20 protein-coding genes and 1 pseudogene are annotated in these 18551 nt (G+C 68.4%); 9 read left to right on the plus strand and 12 right to left on the minus strand.

Annotated elements, in window-relative coordinates; genetic code table 11:
* The first annotated feature begins 55 nt into the window (after positions 1–55).
* The 3 genes from ACIA76_RS02850 to pcp are packed head-to-tail and all read left to right on the plus strand — an operon-like array spanning position 56 to position 2327.
* Entirely contained in the window at positions 56–739 is a 684-nt protein-coding gene (locus ACIA76_RS02850) for a DUF969 domain-containing protein (protein ID WP_397147663.1), read from the plus strand.
* Complete coding sequence (locus tag ACIA76_RS02855) at positions 736–1713, plus strand: DUF979 domain-containing protein (RefSeq protein WP_397147665.1); 978 nt, start codon at positions 736–738, stop codon at positions 1711–1713. The genes ACIA76_RS02850 and ACIA76_RS02855 overlap by 4 nt, the downstream gene beginning before the upstream one ends.
* Positions 1701–2327: a pyroglutamyl-peptidase I gene (gene pcp, locus ACIA76_RS02860; protein WP_397147667.1), complete on the plus strand. Its 627-nt coding sequence runs from the start codon at positions 1701–1703 to the stop codon at positions 2325–2327. The genes ACIA76_RS02855 and pcp overlap by 13 nt, the downstream gene beginning before the upstream one ends.
* On the opposite strand, the gene ACIA76_RS02865 is transcribed toward pcp, so the two are convergent.
* From ACIA76_RS02865 to ACIA76_RS02875, 3 genes are all read right to left on the minus strand, one after another.
* Positions 2328–3527 carry a cation:proton antiporter gene (locus ACIA76_RS02865; RefSeq protein WP_397147669.1) on the minus strand — a complete coding sequence of 400 codons (1200 nt, stop codon included), beginning with the start codon at positions 3525–3527 and terminating at the stop codon, positions 2328–2330. It abuts the gene before it with no gap.
* A gap of 267 nt (positions 3528–3794) precedes the next feature.
* Positions 3795–4241, minus strand: coding sequence for a protease inhibitor I42 family protein (locus ACIA76_RS02870; protein WP_397147671.1), 447 nt, complete (start codon positions 4239–4241; stop codon positions 3795–3797).
* Between the two features lie 204 nt (positions 4242–4445).
* The gene (locus tag ACIA76_RS02875) at positions 4446–4589 is read right to left on the minus strand and encodes a hypothetical protein (RefSeq protein ID WP_397147673.1); all 144 of its coding nucleotides are present in this window, start codon (positions 4587–4589) and stop codon (positions 4446–4448) included.
* A 66-nt stretch (positions 4590–4655) separates the two neighbouring features.
* On the opposite strand from ACIA76_RS02875, the gene ACIA76_RS02880 reads away from it, so the two are divergent.
* From ACIA76_RS02880 to ACIA76_RS02895, 4 genes are all read left to right on the plus strand, one after another.
* Positions 4656–5042: a VOC family protein gene (locus tag ACIA76_RS02880; RefSeq protein WP_397147674.1), complete on the plus strand. Its 387-nt coding sequence runs from the start codon at positions 4656–4658 to the stop codon at positions 5040–5042.
* Positions 5039–5677 carry a TetR/AcrR family transcriptional regulator gene (locus tag ACIA76_RS02885; RefSeq protein WP_397147676.1) on the plus strand — a complete coding sequence of 213 codons (639 nt, stop codon included), beginning with the start codon at positions 5039–5041 and terminating at the stop codon, positions 5675–5677. Before ACIA76_RS02880 ends, ACIA76_RS02885 begins: the two co-directional genes overlap by 4 nt.
* A 65-nt stretch (positions 5678–5742) precedes the next feature.
* Positions 5743–5904: a hypothetical protein gene (locus tag ACIA76_RS02890; RefSeq protein ID WP_397147678.1), complete on the plus strand. Its 162-nt coding sequence runs from the start codon at positions 5743–5745 to the stop codon at positions 5902–5904.
* 115 nt (positions 5905–6019) lie between these two features.
* The gene (locus tag ACIA76_RS02895; RefSeq protein WP_397147680.1) at positions 6020–6496 is read left to right on the plus strand and encodes a GNAT family N-acetyltransferase; all 477 of its coding nucleotides are present in this window, start codon (positions 6020–6022) and stop codon (positions 6494–6496) included.
* A 1-nt stretch (position 6497) separates the two neighbouring features.
* Here the strand turns inward: ACIA76_RS02895 and ACIA76_RS02900 are convergent, their stop codons facing one another.
* The 8 genes and pseudogenes from ACIA76_RS02900 to ACIA76_RS02935 form a co-directional block, all read right to left on the minus strand.
* The gene (locus ACIA76_RS02900; RefSeq protein WP_397147682.1) at positions 6498–7169 is read right to left on the minus strand and encodes a GntR family transcriptional regulator; all 672 of its coding nucleotides are present in this window, start codon (positions 7167–7169) and stop codon (positions 6498–6500) included.
* 48 nt (positions 7170–7217) lie between these two features.
* Complete coding sequence (locus ACIA76_RS02905) at positions 7218–8642, minus strand: amino acid permease (protein ID WP_397147684.1); 1425 nt, start codon at positions 8640–8642, stop codon at positions 7218–7220.
* Positions 8643–8660: 18 nt separating this feature from the next.
* The gene (locus ACIA76_RS02910) at positions 8661–9662 is read right to left on the minus strand and encodes a proline racemase family protein (RefSeq protein ID WP_397147686.1); all 1002 of its coding nucleotides are present in this window, start codon (positions 9660–9662) and stop codon (positions 8661–8663) included.
* A 63-nt stretch (positions 9663–9725) separates the two neighbouring features.
* Positions 9726–11198 (minus strand): NAD(P)/FAD-dependent oxidoreductase, encoded by a 1473-nt coding sequence (locus ACIA76_RS02915; protein WP_397147688.1) that lies wholly within the window; start codon positions 11196–11198, stop codon positions 9726–9728.
* The gene (locus ACIA76_RS02920; protein ID WP_397147690.1) at positions 11198–11527 is read right to left on the minus strand and encodes a (2Fe-2S)-binding protein; all 330 of its coding nucleotides are present in this window, start codon (positions 11525–11527) and stop codon (positions 11198–11200) included. Before ACIA76_RS02920 ends, ACIA76_RS02915 begins: the two co-directional genes overlap by 1 nt.
* Complete coding sequence (locus tag ACIA76_RS02925) at positions 11524–12705, minus strand: NAD(P)/FAD-dependent oxidoreductase (protein ID WP_397147692.1); 1182 nt, start codon at positions 12703–12705, stop codon at positions 11524–11526. Before ACIA76_RS02925 ends, ACIA76_RS02920 begins: the two co-directional genes overlap by 4 nt.
* A pseudogene (locus ACIA76_RS02930) lies at positions 12702–14186 on the minus strand (aldehyde dehydrogenase (NADP(+))); the annotation flags it as partial. The gene ACIA76_RS02925 and the pseudogene ACIA76_RS02930, both read right to left, overlap by 4 nt.
* A 33-nt stretch (positions 14187–14219) precedes the next feature.
* Entirely contained in the window at positions 14220–15131 is a 912-nt protein-coding gene (locus tag ACIA76_RS02935; protein WP_397147694.1) for a dihydrodipicolinate synthase family protein, read from the minus strand.
* Positions 15132–15746: 615 nt separating this feature from the next.
* On the opposite strand from ACIA76_RS02935, the gene ACIA76_RS02940 reads away from it, so the two are divergent.
* Positions 15747–16157 (plus strand): MarR family winged helix-turn-helix transcriptional regulator, encoded by a 411-nt coding sequence (locus ACIA76_RS02940; RefSeq protein ID WP_397147696.1) that lies wholly within the window; start codon positions 15747–15749, stop codon positions 16155–16157.
* Between the two features lie 51 nt (positions 16158–16208).
* On the opposite strand, the gene ACIA76_RS02945 is transcribed toward ACIA76_RS02940, so the two are convergent.
* Positions 16209–17654 (minus strand): aldehyde dehydrogenase, encoded by a 1446-nt coding sequence (locus ACIA76_RS02945; protein WP_397147982.1) that lies wholly within the window; start codon positions 17652–17654, stop codon positions 16209–16211.
* Positions 17655–17744: 90 nt separating this feature from the next.
* Between ACIA76_RS02945 and ACIA76_RS02950 the strand changes: the two genes are divergently transcribed.
* Positions 17745–18506 carry a copper homeostasis protein CutC gene (locus ACIA76_RS02950; RefSeq protein ID WP_397147698.1) on the plus strand — a complete coding sequence of 254 codons (762 nt, stop codon included), beginning with the start codon at positions 17745–17747 and terminating at the stop codon, positions 18504–18506.
* Positions 18507–18551: the final 45 nt, after the last annotated feature.

An 18551-nucleotide genomic window follows, 5' to 3' on the forward strand; every position in this document is an offset into this window, starting at 1 on the left:
TCGTTCAACGAACATACGGTCATCGCCAATCAGTCCCCGGCGCCGTGGAGAGTTCATGTTCGTTCTGTTGGGTGTTGCCCTGGTTGTCGCGGGGTTCGCGCTTCGACTCAATCCCATGCTCGTGGTGCTGGTTTCGGGCGTGGTCACGGCCCTGCTCGGCGGCCTGACACCGAAGGAGATCCTCGACAGCATCGGCAGCGGATTCGCGGGTAGCCGGTCGGTAACGATCCTGGTAGTGACGCTGCCGATCATCGGCCTGCTCGATCGATACGGGTTGCAGCAGCAGGCGGGCAGGCTCATCGGGAAGCTCCGGATGCTGACGACCGGGCGACTGCTCGCGGGCTATATGCTGCTGCGCCAAGGCACCGCCGCACTCGGGCTGACCGGCATGTTCGGACAGCCGCATACGGTGCGGCCGCTCATCGCGCCGATGGCCCTGGGCGCGGCGCGACAACGCTTCGGTGAGCTCACCGATCCGACAATCGAACGGATCAAGGCGTTTTCGGCCAGTGCGGACAATGTGGGTCTGTTCTTCGGCGAGGACATCTTCATCGCGGTAGGCAGCGTCCTGCTGATCACCGGATACGTCAATACGGCTTACGGCCTCCAACTCGATCCGTTGCAGCTGGCGCGGTGGGCGATACCGACCGCGGTGTGCGCCTACGTGATTCATGCCGGACGGCTGTTGTGGCTGGACCGGTGGCTGACCCGGCACGCCGCGGCGGTGGTGGCACGATGATCAGCGCGGAATGGCTGTACTGGGGTATGGGATTGTTCTTCGGCGCGAACGCGTACTTCGCGGCGCGGCAGCGGGATAATCCGCGGCGCGCCGGGGCCACGGCGTTCTGGGGATTGCTCGGAATCGGTTTCTGCTATTCGACATTCGTCGTCGACAAGATCGCTCCGGCCTGGCCGCTGGGGCTCGCGGTGTTGATCGTCGGCGCGCTCGGCGGCCTGGGTGCGCTGGGTACCTCGAACCTGTCGACCACCACCGACGCCGAACGTGAGTCCGCCGCAACGAAACTCGGCAATCGGCTGTTCGTTCCGGCGGTGCTCATCCCCGTGGTCGCTCTCGTCTGCGCGACCATGGTCGCCTCGGTGAAGGTGGGCGGTAAACCGTTGCTCGCCACCGGAACTCCCGCCCTGACCGGACTCGGCGCGGGCGTGTTGATCGCACTCGTCGTGGCGATCGTGCTGCTGCGACCGGCCGGCCCCACCGGGCCGGGACTCGCACTGCGGGAGGGCTCCCGGCTGGCGCAGTCCATGGGCTGGGCGCTGTTGCTGCCCCAGTTGATCGCCGTGCTCGGCCTGCTGTTCGACAAGGCCGGAGTGGGCAAACAGGTCGGGCGGATCTTCTCCGCGATCCTGCCGCACGACTCGCTGTTCGCCGCGGTCCTGCTGTACTGCATCGGCATGGCGGTGTTCACGATCGTGATGGGCAATGGGTTCGCGGCGTTCCCGGTGATGACGGCGGCCATCGGCTGGCCGGTCCTGGTCACCCAGTTCCACGGCAATCCGACGCTGATCCTGGCGATCGGAATGCTCTGCGGCTTCGCCGGCACGCTGTGCACGCCGATGGCCGCGAACTTCAATATCGTGCCCGCGATCCTGCTGGAGATGAAGGACCGCTACGGCCCGATCAAGGCACAGATCCCGACCGCGGTCGGGATCCTCGTCTGCAATATCGCGATCATGTATGTATGGGGTTTCTGATGCGACATGTGCTGATCACCGGATTCGAGCCGTTCGGCGGGGCCTCGGACAATCTGTCGTGGGATGCCGCCGCGGCGCTGGCGCGGCGACCCGCCCCGGACGGCACGCGCATCTCGGCCGTGCGGCTGCCGTGCGTCTTCGACACCTCGCTGACCGTGCTGCGCGCGGCCGTCACCGAATACGATCCGGCGCTGGTGATCTGCCTCGGGCTGGCGAACGGGCGCACCGAGATCACGCCCGAGCGCGTCGCGATCAATCTCGACGACGCCCGTATCCCCGACAATGCGGGCGCGCAGCCGTTCGATCGCCCGGTGATCCCGGGCGGCCCGGCCGCCTATCTGGCCGATCTGCCGTTGAAGGCCGCGGTTGCCGCGATGACCGCGGCCGGGGTCCCCGCCTCGATCTCGTATACCGCGGGCACCTTCGTCTGCAATCACGTGTTCTACGGCCTGCGGCATCTCATCGCGACCGAAAGACCCGATCTGCGCGGCGGATTCGTGCATGTGCCGCCGAATCTGCCCGTCGAACGCCTCACCGACGGTCTGGCCGAACTCGTCCGGATCTGCCTGGACACCGACACCGATCTAGCGGTGTCCGCGGGCACGCTGCACTGATCAGCGCTCGGCGCGAACCGCCTGAGTGAAGGAGGCCGCCGGTCCTCCGATACCGTGCAGGACGATGCTGCCGAGCACGGTGATAGCCATCGCGGAGACGACCATGACGCCGTCATCGATGCCGAGCACGTTGAATGCCAACAGCCCGAACACGATCGAGGTGGTGCCGCGCGGCCCGAGCACGCCGAGCAGCAGGCGTTCTCCTCGGCTGAAGCGCGAGCCGATCGTCGCCGCCAGCACCGGGACGATGCGCACGACCGTCAACGCGGCCAGGCAGAACAACAGCATTCGCCAATCCGGTCCCTCGGCGATCGCGTAGACGGTGACGCTGCCGAAGACGAACCACATGCCGACCGTGAGCAGGAAGCCGATATCGTCCAGCAGCTCCAGCTCCCGGTGGAACACCGGCGACCGGCGGACCGCGTTGACCACGAGCCCGCAGACGAATGCCGCGACGAATCCATTGCCGTGCACGGCCACCGATACCGCATAGGACAGCAGCGGGGCCGCGACCAGCGCGATGCGCTGCGACTGTTCGGTCGAGAACTGCCGCCGCTCCGCGGCATTCATCGCCAGCGCCAGCGCGAATCCTATGGCCAGACCGGCCAGCACGGCCTTCACCGCCGACGGCACCGCGGTCTGCAGTGCGGCGGTGACCGACGTGGCATGGGTGTGATCGCCCGCCAACACGAGCGCGGCGAGGAATACCGGAGAGACGATCCCGTCGTTGTAACCGCTCTCCACGGTGAGCAGATCCCGCACCCGCGCCGGAATCCGCTCGTCCCGCACGATCGTCGCCGCCGGCGCGAAATCCGTCGGCACCACCACGCAGGCGATCACCAGCAACACCGCCCACGACGCCCCCGGCAGCAACCACGCCCCGAGCGCGACCGCCATCCCCAGGCTCAGCGGCAGCGCGACGAACAGCATCCGCAACGCCGACTTCGGATCACGCCCGAGCAGCCCACCGCGCACCTCGGTGGCATCCACGAACAGCAACACCGCCAGGATGATCTCGACAATCCGCAACGCGACCTGCGTATTGAGCGTCTCGGCAATACTGTTCCGCGCCCCGAACCCCATCGCGATCCCCGCGAACACCACCAGCACCGGCGCGGCAATACGCCATTCGTGCAGCCGCGCCGCGAACAGCGCCCACAGCACCACCACCAGGGCGACCACGATGATCGAGTTGATCACGAGAGCATCCTGCCAGCATCCACGCGCGCCGCTCCCCGACACGCTGAGGCGGCCTGGGGTGGGCGGCCGGTCGGTCGAACCGACCGAGACCGTCGAGCCGGTGAAATATGTTTTCCGACAGGGAATTCGCGCCGATCGCCGAAGCGATCAACCGCCTCGTCGCATGCGGTCCGAGCGTGCGGTGTGACCCGGAAAACGACGCGCCATTCCGCCTCCGAGAATCACTGTTCTCGGAAGCAGAATCGGAGTCCGCCGAGGCCAGGCCGCCTACCCCCGGACCTGTACGGTGACCGTGAAGTGCTGTGCCGCAGCGGTGTCCTGCTCCCAAGAGCGGGCATAATCGAGTGCCAGGGTGGTGGTCCCGGGGGCTACGGCGGTGAAGTGCCACACCGATGTTCCTCCGGCGCCCATGGGACTGTTCGACGTCGAGGCCGGGTGATACTCGGGGTCGCCGACCTGCTCGACGATGCTCTGATCCAGGGCCTGCATCTTCCACTGATATCCGGTGGTGTGATTGGCCTGCAGTGACAGCACCAGCTGCTGTCCGACCGTTAGCGACACATCCTTGCCGTCGGCCTCCGCACCAATGGCCACGGCCGCCGCGGCCTGAATGCCGGGCGCGCTGGCCGACGGCGGGTCCGCATGCCCGGACGAGCCGACACCGCATGCGGCGAAAGCGAGACCGAGCGCAACTATCAGCAGGGGAATTCGCATACTGTCCTCCATTCACGGGAGCCGAGCATGCACGCTCACCCTACCGACACGGCGCGGCGGAAAGTCGCTACGCACCGGCCGACCCTCGATCATGCTGCGCAAGCAGTGCTCGGCTGCGTCCTACATTGCCACTTCCAGCATGCCCCGGCAGCGGGCCACGCACCATCTCGGAATAACGGGGTTGACAGGGCTGCGCGGTGAAGGCTACTGCGGTACACGCAGTTTCATCGACTGGAAGCGGATCGCTGCCGCCTGGGCGTCGATGGCGGGAAACCGGCCCTGCTGCTGCATGATTCGCAGCGCGACGGCGAATTCCGCGGTACCGCACCGATCTTCGGGCCCTTCCATCACTCCCACTCTGCTATTACAATACGAACCGGACCGGATCTGAATTCCTGGAAGGGGCGAGTGACGATGAAGGTCAAGGCATTCGATCACCTGGTGCTCAACGTGCGCGATATCGAGCGCGCGCTGGAGTTCTACTGCGGGCCGCTCGGCCTCGAACCGGAACGAGTGGCCGAGTGGCGCGCCGGTACGGTGCCGTTCCCGTCCGTGCGGGTCAGCCCGACCACCGTGATCGACCTGATGGATCGGCCTCGTGGCGAGTCCAATGTGGACCATATCTGCCTTGTCGTCGAACCACTCGACTGGCAACAGATTATCGACGAGGGCACCCTCACCGTGCTGGACGGACCGGCGCCGAGGTGGGGTGCTCGCGGTCGGGCACAGTCGATCTACGTGCGGGACCCGGACGGCAACACCGTCGAACTGCGCTGGTACCCACAGGACACCACGTCGTGACTCGCACCCCGGCCGGTCGGCCACGTGACCCCGCGATCGACGCCGCCGTGCTCACCGCCACGCTCGAAGTGTTGCGCGAGAAAGGCTACGCGGGGTTCGCCCTCGAGACAGTGGCGGCACGGGCCGGCACGACGAAGGCGGCGATCAGGAGGCGCTGGCCGGTCCGACAGGAATTGGTGATCGACGCGCTCGCTTCCGTTCTGGTCACGCCGCCGGTACCGGACGACAACTGCACCCGATGCGATCTGACGCAGAGCGTGCAGCTACTCGCCGAGGCCCTGCACGACCGGCTGCCGCCCGGGGTACTGGCTCCGCTGATCGCGGACTGCACACGGGAACCGGACCTACACCGACGCCTCGTCGACACGCTCATGCAGCCGACGAGGGCGGCTGCGATGATCTCGGTCCGGCGCGCGGTCGACCGGGGTGATCTGCGCCCCGAATACGACCCCGAACTGCTGGTCGACCTGCTCGCCTCCGTGGTCTACCAAAAGGCACTGTTCGGAGACGCACCGATCGACCAGGAATCGGCAGGCCCGCTGGTCGATCTGCTACTGCGCGGGGTCGCCACCGACTTCGACCGGCTGGTGCGGATCAGCCGGCAGCCCGCCGATCAACGACACCGACATGTATAACGGCGTCGCAGCGCTCGCCACGAACAGCGAGTCCGCGAAACATCCTCGACTCAGCATGACAATGCGTGGGAACGGTACGGCTGACCAGTGCGGTATTGCCGCCAGTCGGCACCGCACGCCTCGGCGCACAGCTGAGCACGATCGCCGTTGAACGCCGTGACACGTCCTATCGCATGGCTGAGCGGGGATTTCCGCCCATGTTGCCGTATGTCTCGGCGCACGACTGAGCGAGGCCGCAGGCGAGCGGGGGCGATTTCCGATGACGAAAGTCACTGTGCGGGAAACAATCCCGCTGAGCGCAATCGGTATCGGGGCGTCGGCGGGGTCGGTAGCGTCGGCGGTATGACCGATGCACGGACCGAGTCGGCGGTTGTGGTGGCCGTCGCGTGGGATGACGCGGATGCGGTGGCGCTGCGTGCGGAGATGGCCGCCGAGGTCGGGCCGCGTTATGCCGCGTTGCTGCGGTCGTTGCCGGAGAATCCGAATGCCGTTGCCGCCGAGGCGGTCGCGGGTACCTTCGTCGGCTATGCGCCCGATGCGGCCGGACACGTCGCGATCCGCTGGAACCGCGGCGATATCGAGGTGAAGCGGATGTTCGTGCGCCCACGCCATCGCGGCACCGGTATGGCCGATCTGCTGCTCGCCGCCGCGGAGACGGCCGCCCGCGACCTGTCCGCACCTCGGGTGGTGCTCCAGACCGGCCACCTACAGCCCGAGGCCGTCCGGTTCTACGAACGCAGCGGCTATCACCGCATCCCGCTGTTTCCCCCGTACGAGCACCTCCCATTATCCAATTGCTTTGCCAAGCACTTGATCTGAATCAGGCCCGGTCGGAGGCGTTGCTCGCCGCCCAGATGCCGCGTACGTGGCCGATGTGGTGGCGGAGGAACTGTTCGAGCTCCTCGGCTTGGTGGGTCTCGATGAGGTCGAGGATGGTGTGGTGTTCGCGGGCCGACTTCTCGAGTTCGCCGCGTTCGACCAGGGCGGCCAGGCCGAAGAGGCGGGTTTGGGCGCGGAGGTCGCTGACGATCTGGGATAGGCGCGGGTTGTGGCAGTAGTCGAGCAGCATCAGATGGAATCGCCGGTCTGCGTCGACGTATTCGACCAGGTCGCCGCGCAGGGCGGCGTGGACGATCTTATCGGCCTGGTCGCGCAGGGCCGGCAGGTCGGCGGCGGGGATGGCGCCGACGATCGAGCGCACGCTCGGCGGCTCGAGCAGCATCCGGATCTTCGCGATCGAGTCCAGATCCTCCTCGGAGGTCTCGGTGACTCGGAAACCCTTGTTGGGCACCGAGATCACCAATCCCTGCCGGACCAGGTCGAGCATCGCCTCCCGGACGGGAGTCGCGGAGATCCCGAACCGCTCCGACAGTGTGGGCGCGGAGTACAGGACGCCCGGTTCGAGTTCACCGGAGACGATCGCGGCGCGCAGCGCGTCCGAAACATGGTCGCGTAGCGTCGGCCGTCTGCTGATATCCAGCCGTTCGATCATCCGTTCTCCGTATTCGTCCTGGTGGGCGCGGTGTCCCTACCAGAGTAGTTAGCTCGCTTGGTCGTTCAGTTTCGAGTGCCGATGACCGAAGGTGAAATACAGCGCCAGGCCCAGCACCAGCCAGACCGCGAACCGCACCCAGGTGACCCAGGTGAGGTGGCTGATGAGCCAGACCGAGAACACGATCCCGATCACCGGCACCACCGGAACCCACGGGGTGCGGAAGGCGCGTTCGGCCTCCGGACGTGTGCGGCGCAACCGCATCACGCCGAGGGCGACGACGATGAAGGCCATGAGGATGCCGACGTTGGTGAGTTCGGCGGCCTCGCGGATCGGCAGGAATCCGGCGATCAGGGCCGAGACGACGCCGACCGGCCAGATGACGCGGGCCGGGACGTGGCGGCGCGGATCCGGGACGCCGAAGTAGCCGGGCAGCAACCCATCTCGGCTCATCGCGAAGCCGACCCGGGTGACGGCGAGCATATTCGCGAAGGCCGAGGTGGTCACGCCGACGACCGCGCCGACCGCGATCACCAGACCGAGCACGCCCATGCCGATGCTGTCGAAGGCGCTGGAGAAGGGTGAGGCGACGGTGATATCGGTGTAGTTGACCATGCCGACGATCACGAGACACACCAGCAGGTAGACCACCGAGGCGATGCCGAGGCTGATCATGATGGCCTTCGGCAGCAGTCGCTTGCCGTCGGTGGATTCCTCGGCGGCGGCGCTCATGGCGTCGTAACCGTAGACGGCGAAGAATGCCAGTGCCGCACCGGAGACCGCGCCGCCGAGACCGAAGGGGAAGAACGGATCGTAGTTGCCCGCCCTGATGTGGAACGCTCCGGCCACGACCACGATCGCGACGATCGCCATCTTGACCGCGACGAGTCCGGTTTGGACCCGGGCGGATTCGCGGGTCCCGCGCGAGAGCAGGAAGGCCAGCAGCAGGCACAGCAGCATCGCGAACAGATCGACCCGATGTCCGGATCCGGTGCCCGGCGCGCCGAGTGCCCAGGTGGGCAGGTCGAATCCGAAGTAGTGGGTGATGTAGTTGAGATAGCCCGAGACCGCGATCGCGACGACCGACACGATGGCGGTGTATTCGAGCAGCAGATCCCAGCCGATCAGGAAGCCGATGATCTCACCGAGCGATACATAGGCATAGGTGTAGGCCGAGCCCGCGCGCGGCACCATTCCGGCGAATTCGGCGTAGCACAGGCCCGCCGCACCCGAGGCGACGATCGCGATGGCGAAGGAGACGAGCACCGCCGGACCGGCGATATCGTGGGCGACGACGCCGGCGAGGGAGAAGACTCCCGCGCCGACGAGACCGCCGAGGCTGAGCGCGACCAGCTGCCACAGCCCCATGCTCTTGGTGAAGTCACCGGTGTCGACGACCGTGACGGGCATGCGGCGCAGCAGGGTGTCTCTGGTCGGTCGGGGCCGGGATGCCCGGATGTCGACGGGTTTCATGGCGTGCGTTCCTCGGTGTCAGAAGACGAAACCCTCGGGGAAGGGATCGGTGGGGTCGAGCAGGTAGTTCGCGGTCGCGGTCAGCCAGGCGCGGCCGGTGATCTCGGGCACGATCGCGGGATGTCCGCCCACGGTGGTCGTTTCGACGGCGCGGGCATGAAAGGTGGTGCCTATGAACGAGTCGTTGCGCAGCACCTCGTCGCCGGATAACAAGCCGCGCGCGTGCTGGCGCGCCAGCAGCGCGGATGTGCCTGTGCCGCACGGTGATCGGTCGAACCAGCCGGGATGGATGACCATCGCGTTGCGGGTGTGCGCGGGCTGTGCGGCGGGATCGAGGAACAGCACGTGTTTGCAGCCGGTGATGCGCCGGTCCATCGGATGCGCCGGGGCGCGGAACTCGTTGATCGCCGCCATGATTCGCAGGCCCGCATCGAGAATGCGATCCTGATGCGAGCGGTCGAAGGGCAGGCCGAGTTTGCCGAGATCCACGATCGCATAGAAGTTGCCGCCGTAGGCCATGTCGTAGGGCACCATGCCGAGCCCCGGGACGTCGATATCGTTGTCGAGGCTCGCACAGTAGGCGGGCACATTGCGCAGCGTGACCGAATCCGCATGCCCGCCGACGACACTCACCGCGGCCACCACCCGACCGGCGGGAGTGTCGAGCCGAATCTCGGTCACCGGCTCCGTGACCGGCACCATCCCCGCCTCGACGAGCGCGGTCGCCACACCCATCGTCCCATGCCCGCACATCGGCAAGAGTCCACTGACCTCGATGAACAACACGCCGTAATGACCGTCGCCGGTCGTGGGCGGCTGCAGGATCGCCCCGCTCATCGCCGCATGCCCGCGCGGCTCGTTCACCAGCAGCCTGCGCAGCCCATCCAGATGTTCGGCGAAGTACATCCGCCGCGCCGCCATCGTCTCCCCGGGCACGGTCCCGATACCGCCGGTGATCACCCGGGTGGGCATCCCCTCGGTATGGGTATCGATCGCGGAAATGATTCGGCTGCTTCGCATTACAGAGTCCCCTCACGGTCGAGATCGGCGAGCGTCCATTCATCGAGGGCGGCGGCCTCCCCGCTACTCGTGGAAACGGTTCGACCGCTGGTCATTACGAGATCCTTCGTTGTCGAGATCGGCCAATTCGCGCAGGCGGATCGGGGCTGCCAACGGACGTCGGGCAGAGGTGGGCGAGGTCAGGCCCGGAAGCGTTGACAGCGGCGGCGATTCATCGCCGGGGTGATGGTGGTTGCGCAGGACATCGATGGTTGCCGCGCACATTCGCCCCTGACAGGGGCCCAGACCGGCGCGGGTGATGAGCTTGGTGGCGCGGTAGGAGCCGCCCGTCGTTCGAGACCAGGCGGCCACGAGATCGGCGCGAGTCGTTCCCTCGCACCGGCATACGACCGTATCGTCGGCGGACCAGCCCAGGACGCCCGGCCGGATCGGGTGTGCGGTGGCCAGGCGGGTGACGAATTGCCGTGCGGCGCGATGGCGAGCACGCAGGGCGCGGTCCGCGGTGGGGTCGGCTCCGGCGGCGGCGATACCGGCGACCATGCCCTCCACGGCCGCCACCTGGGCGCCGCCCATTCCGGTGAGTTCGCCTGCGGCCCAGACGGATTCGCTAGTGGTGCGCTGGGCGTCATCGACGCGGACGAATCCGTCGGCGGTCAGTCGGGCTCCGGCGGCGACGGCCAGTTCGGTCTGCGGGGTGAATCCATGGGAGACCGCGACCGCGTCCACCGGCACGGTCACCCGGGTGCCGGGAACGGGTGTCCAGTCGTGATCGAGCCGCGCGACGGTGGCCTCCTCGACGCGGCCGTCTCCGGCGACCGCGATCACCGCAGAGGAGGTGCGCAGCGGAATGCGGTGGCGCACACCGCAGGCGAGGTATTCGGCGAGTTCGGCGGCCTTCGCGGCGCTGTGCCGCAGCTGCCAGGGCCGGGCGCTCCACCGCCGCAGAATGTCGAGGCCCGGATTCGCCTCGAGGACCGCCCCGACCCGGGCGCCGCCGTCGGCCAGCGACTGCGCGACCGGCAGCAGAAACGGTCCGGTTCCGGAGACCAGCACCGATCGCCCCACGAGGAGCCGCTGCGTCTTCGCCAGCGTCTGCGCGGCCCCGCCGGTGTAGACGCCGGGCAGATCCCAGCCCGGGAACGGGCACACCCGGTCGTAGGCCCCGGTGGCGAGAATCAGTGCGTCGCCCCGGATTTCGTGATGCGTGCGCTGTTCGCCCTCGATGCCCCGCAGCAGCCGGACCACCGGACAACCGCCCTCGGGCCGCGGCTCGATCTGGTAGACCGCCGCCCAGGACAGATATGTGCAGCGCGGATGGCCGGCGAGTCCGCGGGCTCGCCGTTCGGCGGCCGCGTATCCGTGCCCGATGCGCAGCGGGTGGCGAACGCCGAACGCGGCCGGGATGCGGCGGTGGTATTGCCCGCCGAGGCTTTCGTTCGAGTCGATCAGGGTGACGGTCGCGCCGCAGCGCAACGCGGCCTCGGCGGCGGCGATACCGGCGGGGCCACCGCCGATCACGACGATATGACAAGTCATCACACACCTCCATCCGTTGCGGGAGAACACATTTCACGAGACTGAGTGACCACGACATCCCCGTCCCGGGCGGGACGTCGGCACAGCCGGATATCGGGCACGCCGTTGACCGTGGCGACGCAGTCGAAGCAGACGCCGATACCGCAGAACACACCGCGCCCACCCCCGCCGGGCGCGGTGCGCCAGGCCGTGCGATCGGCGGCCAGCAGCACCGCGGCCAGGGTCTGCCCCCGCACACCGGATATCGGGATACCGTCGATGGTGACAGCCAATGGCTGGTCGCGGCGGCCGACCGGGTCGCTCCCCGCGGGTATGAGCCGAGAGCTCATCGGGTGATCCTCTCCATCGCGCCGAGGACCGCCGGGCGGTCGACCCGGAATGCCGCCGGGTCGATCTCGGCGGGGCGATCGGCCAGGGCGTCGGCGACGAGTTCGGCGGTGCCCAGCGATAATCCGATGCCCGCACCCTCGTGACCGGTCGCATGCCAGAGGCCGGGCAGGCGTGGATCCGGTCCGATGACCGGGAGGTGGTCGTCGACGTAGGGGCGAAACCCGCCGTAGGCCCGCATGATTGCCACCTCGGCCAGTATCGGGAACAGGCGCAGGGCCTTGCGGGCGATGGCGGCCAGGCTGTCGGGGCGCAGGCGATCGTCGAATCCGCACTGGCGGCGCGACGATCCGAGCAGCAGAGGACCACCGCGGGTGGATTCGACCACCGCCGAGGACTGCAGGCCGCCGTCCGAACTGCCCACCGCGCCCACATAATCCGCGTCGTACACCTTATGGAATACCGTCGGCGGCAGGGGTGCGGTGATCAGCACATCGCCGCGCCGCGGCCGGATCGCGATCGGCACCCCGAGCATTCGCGCCACCGCACCCGACCATGGCCCCGCGGCATTGATCACGACATCGCCGTATCGCGGTCCTCGGGTCGTGCGTACGCCGAGGAGCCGGTCGTCCCGCAGGATCGGGCCGAGGACACCACATCCGGTCTCGACCACCGCTCCGGCCGAGACCGCCGCCGCGAGCAGAGCGGTTGCGGCACCGGCCGGTTGGACCTGGGCGTCGTCCGGGTAGTACATCGCCGCGTGGACGTCGCGGGTCAGCGCGGGCTCGGCCACGGCCAGCCGGTCGGCATCGAGTTCCTCACAGCGCACTCCGGCTCTACGCTGGTCGGCCGCGAACGTGCGTAGCGCGTCGGCGCCCGCGCCGGTCGTGGCGACCACGATGCCGCCCTTGGCCTCCCATTCCACCGCGGCCGCATCGCCGGGCAGCCGCTCGCCGATGCGGCCGAGGACCTCGGGCCACAGTCGGCGAGACCACTGCGCCAACGCCAGTTCGGGTCCGGGGCCCTTGTCCGAGATCAAGATGTTGCCCTCGCCGTGCGCCGTCGTCGCCGACGCCACGGCTCCCTGCTCGCAGACCAGGACCGATGCCCCGGATCGCGAAAGCCGTTCCGCCAGCGCGCATCCGATCACCCCCGCGCCGACGATCAGGACATCGGTCATCGCGGTCGTGCCCCGTCGATCGACCGCGGCACCGCCCGTGGGTTGTCCGACCGCAGTTCCGGCGGTAACAGTTCGTCGGGCATATCCTGGTACACCACGGGCCGCAGGAACCGCGAAATCGCCGCGCTGCCCACCGATGTCGCCGCGGGCGCCGTGGTGGCCGGATACGGGCCGCCGTGCTGTTGGGCGTGGGTGACCGACACCCCGACGGGCCAGCCGTTCCACAGCACCCGCCCCGCCGCGGCCGTCGCGGCCGCGATCAGCGCGCGGGCGGTGTCGTCGGCACGGTCGGCGAAGATCGACACCGTCAGCTGGCCGCCCACCGCCCGCGCCAGGTCCAGTAGTTCGCCGGTGTCGCGGTAGCCGACCAACAGCGTTGCCGGACCGAACATCTCGTGCAGCAGTGCGGTGGGCGTGGCCAGCACCGCCCGTGCCGACGTGGCCAGCATCAATGCCTGTCCGGGACCGCCACCGGCCAGTACCCGCACCTCCGGATGCGAGCGGATCCGGTCGACGGCAGCGCTGAAGGTGGCGGCGATCTCGTCGTTGAGCATCGGCCCGGTCGGCATCGGATGCGTGCGCATCAGATCGGTGATCGCCTCGAATATCGGTGCGTCCGTGGGGATCGCGACCAGTCCGGGCTTGGTGCACAGTTGCCCCGCACTCGAACTCACCGCGGTCATCAGGCCCGCCGCGATCTCCGCCGCTCGGGCGCGCGCGGCGTCCGGTGTCACGAATACCGGGTTGATCGAGCCCAATTCGCCGTAGAACGGGATCGGCACCGGCCGGCGGCAGGCCAGGTCGTAGAGTGCGCGCCCGCCCGCGGTGGATCCGGTGAACGCCGCCGCGGTCACCGCCGGGTGGGTCAGCGCCCGCACCCCGGCCTCGCGCCCGAAGAGGAGACCGAATGCGCCTGCGGGAGCGGAGAATTCGCCGAGTGCCTCGGCTATCAGCTCGCCGACCCTGCGGGACAGCGCCGGATGTCCGGGGCTGGCCTTGACGATCACCGGACAACCCGCCGCCAGGGCCGAGGCCGTATCGCCGCCGGCGACGGAGAAGGCGAAGGGGAAGTTGCTCGCCGCGAAGTTGAGCACCGAGCCCAGCGGCACATTCATCCGGCGCAGGTCCGGACGGGGCGCACCCATCGGCCACTGCGGATCCGGCGGGTCGATGCGAATGTCGAGGAAGTCGCACTCGAGCGCGATCTGAGCGAACAGGCGCAGCTGGAAACTCGTCCGGCGCAGTTCACCGGTCAGCCGCCCTTCGGCCAGCCGGGTCTCCGCGATCGCCAGCGCCACGAGCTCGGCGCCGTGCGCGTCGAGCCGGTCGGCGATGCCGCGCAGGACCCCGGCCCGGGCGGCCGGATCCAGATCCGCCCACGGCGCGGCCGCGGCGGCCGCGGCGGTGACAACCGCCTCGACCTCCTCGATCGTCGAATCGGGTAGTGGTTGGACCACACTGTCGGTCATCGGATGCTCCCTCGAATACGTGTGCGCCGTCGGAGTTTTCGTTGTCTACCGATATCCCTTGGCCAGTACGGCCTCGGTGGCCGCGGTGATCGATGCGGCGATCTGGGCGGGCAGCGGGACGCGCGGCGGGCGGCATCGGCCGCCGCGCCGTCCGGCCACCTCCATCGACAGCTTGATGGCGTGCACGAATTCGGTCTTGGAATCCCATCGCAACAGCCGGTGCAGATCCCGGTACAGCGGCAGTGCCTTGTCCAGATCCCGGTTCACCGAGGCGTTGTACAGCTCGACCGTGGCGCGCGGAATCGCGTTGGTATAGCCCGCGATCCAGCCGACCGCGCCCGCGATGCCCAGCTCCAGCACCACATCGTCGGAGCCGACGAGCACATCCAATCCCGGTGCGAGCTCCTTGATCTCGTAGAGCCGACGGACATCGCCGGTGAACTCCTTCACCGCGACGATCAGGCCCTCCGCATGCAGCTCCGCGAGAATCGCGGGTGTCAGATCGATCCGCGTGTCGATCGGATTGTTGTAGGCGACGATCGGCAGGCCGACCGCCGCGACGGTCCGGTAGTGATCCAGAATCACCTCGCGCCCGCCTCGATAGGCGTTGGGCGGCAACAGCATCACCGCCTGCGCGCCGGCCTCGGCGGCCTGTTCGGCCCATTGACGTGCCTGCAGCGCGCCGTAGGCGGCGATCCCCGGCATCACCGTGAATCCCGCGGGCGCCGCCGCGACGGCGGTGCGCACCACTCGGGCCCGCTCGTCGTCGTCGAGGGTCTGATACTCCCCCAGTGATCCGTTGGGGCTCACGCCGTGACATCCGTTATCCGCCAACCAGCGCACATGTTCCGCGTAGGCGTCGTAATCCACCGAGTAATCGTCGGCGAACGGCAGTGCCGTCGCGACCAGAACACCGTGCCACGGCCTGGTCTCGGCCGAGGAGATCGTTTGGGACATACAAGCCTCCATCGAAGAGCGAAGTGCCACAGTGAGTGCTATGTGAGGTGTGACATTGCACAGTACCCGGTGTGATCGGGACCACGCAAGAGTCTTACCGCGAAAGAAGTTGGCGGAGGCTGGCTTTCGCTGGGCCGGTTGGCCGGATTGGCCGGACTCGTCCGACGCCTCGAGCGTGGGCGAGTTCGGACAGCCGGGGAACGCGACTGAAGTGGCCCTTCATCGTCTACCGCCGACGGGCCGCCACCCGACCCCCAGAACCCGGTACGGGTGGCCGTCGCCGGCAGCGCATCGCTACGCGCAATTGAATTTCGGCGTGGGCCTCACCGATTCCGGGTACTCCCGCGGCGAGGCGGTGGTGCCGGTCTGTTGTCGCGGCGTGGCGGCCTGGGTGCACCCGCGAGACCGGCGAGGCCGATCAGCAGCATCGCTACCACTACCGCTAGATAGATCACGCACAGCGTGCCGGCGAGGATCTCCAGAGGCATGCCGTCCACCTCCCGCTAATGTATCGTGCCGCGATATTCTTTTATCGTAGCACGATAGAATCTGTTGAGGCACCTCACGTTTGGGGCACGAACGGAGGTGGGTCGCATCGATGCGAGGAGAGATCCGATGTCCGAGCTGGGCCTACATGATTACGCCAGCCTGTTGATGTTCCGCACGGCGCTGCGCCGCTTCGAGCGGTGGAGTGAGCAACAGGCGCGTGAGGTCGGATTGACGCCCGCTCAGCACCAGCTGCTGCTCGCGATCAAGGGGCATCCGGATGAGCACGGACCGACCATCCGGGATGTCGCGGAGTATCTGGTGCTACGTCATCATAGCGCGGTGGGCCTGGTCGATCGCGCGGTGGAATCCGGCCTGGTGCTGCGGGTTCCGGATGCCACTGATTCCCGGGCGGTCCGCCTGGCCCTGACCGAGGCGGGGTCGCGGAGCCTGCGGGCCCTGAGCCGCCTGCACCTGGCCGAGCTGCGCCGCCTGGCGCCGATCCTGGAATCGGTCGCCGACACAACGGTTCCGGCGTAGCCGCGCTCGCGGCGTCCGGGTGCTCGACGGCGGTGGGATCGGCTCAGCGGATTAAGGCGTCCACCCCATCGGCATGAGCAACGACTTCTGTTCGCAGAACGAGTCCAGACCCTCCGGACCGTTCTCCCGTCCGATGCCGGAGTTCTTGTATCCGCCGAACGGTGAGCCGGGATCGAAGGCGTACCAGTTGATCGCGTAGGTCCCCGTGCGGATGCGGGCCGCGATCGCCGCGCCGTGTTCGATATCGGTGGTCCAGACCGAGCCCGCCAGACCGTATTCGGAGTCGTTGGCCAGGGCCACCGCCTCGTCCTCGGTCGCGTACGGGATCACCGCGAGCACCGGGCCGAAGATCTCCTCGCGCGCGATGGTCGCGGAGTTGTCGACATCGGCGAAGACGGTCGGTTCGACGAACCAGCCGCGGTCCAGTCCGGCGGGGCGCCCGCCGCCCACCACGACGCGTCCGCCCTCGCTTCGGCCGGTGGCGATGTAGGCCTCCACGCGCTCGCGCTGACGCCGCGAGATCAGCGGTCCCAGTTGAGTTTGCGGATCATCCGGATATCCGACGCGCATCGTCGCCACCTGGTCGGCCAGGGCGTCGACGATCTCGTCGTACCGGCCGCGCGGGGCGAGGATGCGGGTCTGGGCGACGCAGGCCTGCCCGCTGTTGAGCAGGCCCGCGAAGGCCAGGCCCGGAATGGATGCGGCAAGATCCATATCCGGCAACAGGATTGCCGCGGACTTGCCGCCCAGTTCCAGCGAGACCCGCTTGAGCCCTTCGGTGGCCCGGGCGCCGACCCTGCGGCCGACCGCGGTGCTGCCGGTGAAGGTGACCTTGTCCACGCCCGGATGCCCGACCAGGTATTCGGCGACGTCGGCCTCGGCGGGCAGCACCGACAGCACGCCCTCGGGCAGGCCCGCCTGCGCGCAGATCTCGGCGAACAGGTTGGTGGACAACGGGGTCAGCGGCGCCGGTTTGAGCACGAGTGCGCAACCCGCCAGCAGTGCGGGGGCCAGCTTGTTCGCCGCCAGGAAGATCGGCACATTCCAGGCGGTGACCGCGGCGACGACACCCATCGGCTCCCGCGACACCCGCGTCGTGCCGAACGGGCCGATTCGCGTCTCCGTCCACGGGAACGACTTCGCCAGGGCCGCATAGGAATCCAGTGCCGCGACGGCGGGCAACTGGTTGAGCGTGATCGCGGTGGCGGCGGGCGCGCCGGTCTCGGCGGACAACGCGGCGATCAGGTCGGCGGAACGCTCCTCGATCAGCCGGGCGATCCGGGTGAGCACCTCGGCCCGCTGCTCGGGCGGCAGGGTCGGCCACGGCCCGGAGTCGAACGCGCGCCGGGCGGCCGCCACCGCGGCATCCACATCGGCGCGGGTCACCACCGGAACGCTGCCCACCGGCTCCTCGGTGGCGGGCGAAATCACCTGCAGGCGTTCGGAACCGGCGGGTTCCACCCAGGCGCCGCCGATGAACAGTTTCCCGTAGTCCATGCCGACCACGGTACTGATTCCGGGCATTTCTGTAACCTGTTACAGAAGATCGATCCGGTCAGCGAGACATCCGGGTGCTATCTGTAGTAGGTGCGGATCGAGATCAGCGTGGAGACGATCACCGGGGTCGATATCGCGGCGCGGTACCGGGTGGATCGGGTGGAGTTGTGCGGCGCGCTGGCCGAAGGCGGGCTCACGCCGAGTCGAGGGCTGCTCGAACTCGCGGTGCGGCGGGCCGAGGGTGTCGAGGTGCATCCGCTGATTCGCCCGCGGCCGGGCGACTTTCGGTATACGCCGGTCGAGATCGCGGTCATGACGCGCGATATCCGTGCCGCCGTCGGTGCCGGTGCGCACGGGGTGGTCCTCGGCGCGCTGGATGCGGACGGTCTGCTCGACACCGAGGCGTGTGCGGCGCTGATCGAGGCCGCCGAGGGCAGGCCGGTCACCCTGCATCGCGCCATCGACGCGAGCGCATCGCCGCGCCGCGTTCTGGATCAGGCGATCCGGCTCGGATTCGCCCGGGTGCTCACCTCCGGCGCGCGGCATTCGGCGATCGACGGGGCGGCAGCCATCGCCGCGCTGGTGTCGCAGGCCGACGATCGGATCGCGATCATGGCCTGCGGCGGCATCCGGGCGTCGAACGCGCGCGAGGTCATCGCCGCCACCGGTGTCCGCGATATCCACGCCGCGGTGCGGACCCCAGTGCGCGGGGCAGCGGCGGGTGCGGTGTCGTTCCTGGGTATCGGTGTACCCGACGGGTTCGACCACTTCGACACCGATGACGGCGGCGTGGCCGCGCTGTGCTCGGCGGTGACCGGAAAACCGCAGGCAGCGCCGCGCGAATTCGAGTAGCCCGCTACTCGTTCCCCGGCCGATCGCTCGGAGAAATATGGGCGA

The sequence above is a fragment of the Nocardia sp. NPDC051570 genome, assembly GCF_044454005.1.
In the GTDB taxonomy this organism is placed as follows: domain Bacteria; phylum Actinomycetota; class Actinomycetes; order Mycobacteriales; family Mycobacteriaceae; genus Nocardia.

Coding starts and splice junctions, on each gene's coding strand:
- ACIA76_RS02850 (WP_397147663.1), top strand. CDS start 56: ATGTTCGTTCTGTTGGGTGTTGCCCTGGTTGTCGCGGGGTTCGCGCTT.
- ACIA76_RS02855 (WP_397147665.1), top strand. CDS start 736: ATGATCAGCGCGGAATGGCTGTACTGGGGTATGGGATTGTTCTTCGGC.
- pcp (WP_397147667.1), top strand. CDS start 1,701: ATGGGGTTTCTGATGCGACATGTGCTGATCACCGGATTCGAGCCGTTC.
- ACIA76_RS02870 (WP_397147671.1), bottom strand. CDS start 4,241: ATGCGAATTCCCCTGCTGATAGTTGCGCTCGGTCTCGCTTTCGCCGCA.
- ACIA76_RS02875 (WP_397147673.1), bottom strand. CDS start 4,589: ATGGAAGGGCCCGAAGATCGGTGCGGTACCGCGGAATTCGCCGTCGCG.
- ACIA76_RS02880 (WP_397147674.1), top strand. CDS start 4,656: ATGAAGGTCAAGGCATTCGATCACCTGGTGCTCAACGTGCGCGATATC.
- ACIA76_RS02895 (WP_397147680.1), top strand. CDS start 6,020: ATGACCGATGCACGGACCGAGTCGGCGGTTGTGGTGGCCGTCGCGTGG.
- ACIA76_RS02900 (WP_397147682.1), bottom strand. CDS start 7,169: ATGATCGAACGGCTGGATATCAGCAGACGGCCGACGCTACGCGACCAT.
- ACIA76_RS02905 (WP_397147684.1), bottom strand. CDS start 8,642: ATGAAACCCGTCGACATCCGGGCATCCCGGCCCCGACCGACCAGAGAC.
- ACIA76_RS02910 (WP_397147686.1), bottom strand. CDS start 9,662: ATGCGAAGCAGCCGAATCATTTCCGCGATCGATACCCATACCGAGGGG.
- ACIA76_RS02915 (WP_397147688.1), bottom strand. CDS start 11,198: ATGACTTGTCATATCGTCGTGATCGGCGGTGGCCCCGCCGGTATCGCC.
- ACIA76_RS02920 (WP_397147690.1), bottom strand. CDS start 11,527: ATGAGCTCTCGGCTCATACCCGCGGGGAGCGACCCGGTCGGCCGCCGC.
- ACIA76_RS02925 (WP_397147692.1), bottom strand. CDS start 12,705: ATGACCGATGTCCTGATCGTCGGCGCGGGGGTGATCGGATGCGCGCTG.
- ACIA76_RS02935 (WP_397147694.1), bottom strand. CDS start 15,131: ATGTCCCAAACGATCTCCTCGGCCGAGACCAGGCCGTGGCACGGTGTT.
- ACIA76_RS02940 (WP_397147696.1), top strand. CDS start 15,747: ATGTCCGAGCTGGGCCTACATGATTACGCCAGCCTGTTGATGTTCCGC.
- ACIA76_RS02945 (WP_397147982.1), bottom strand. CDS start 17,654: ATGGACTACGGGAAACTGTTCATCGGCGGCGCCTGGGTGGAACCCGCC.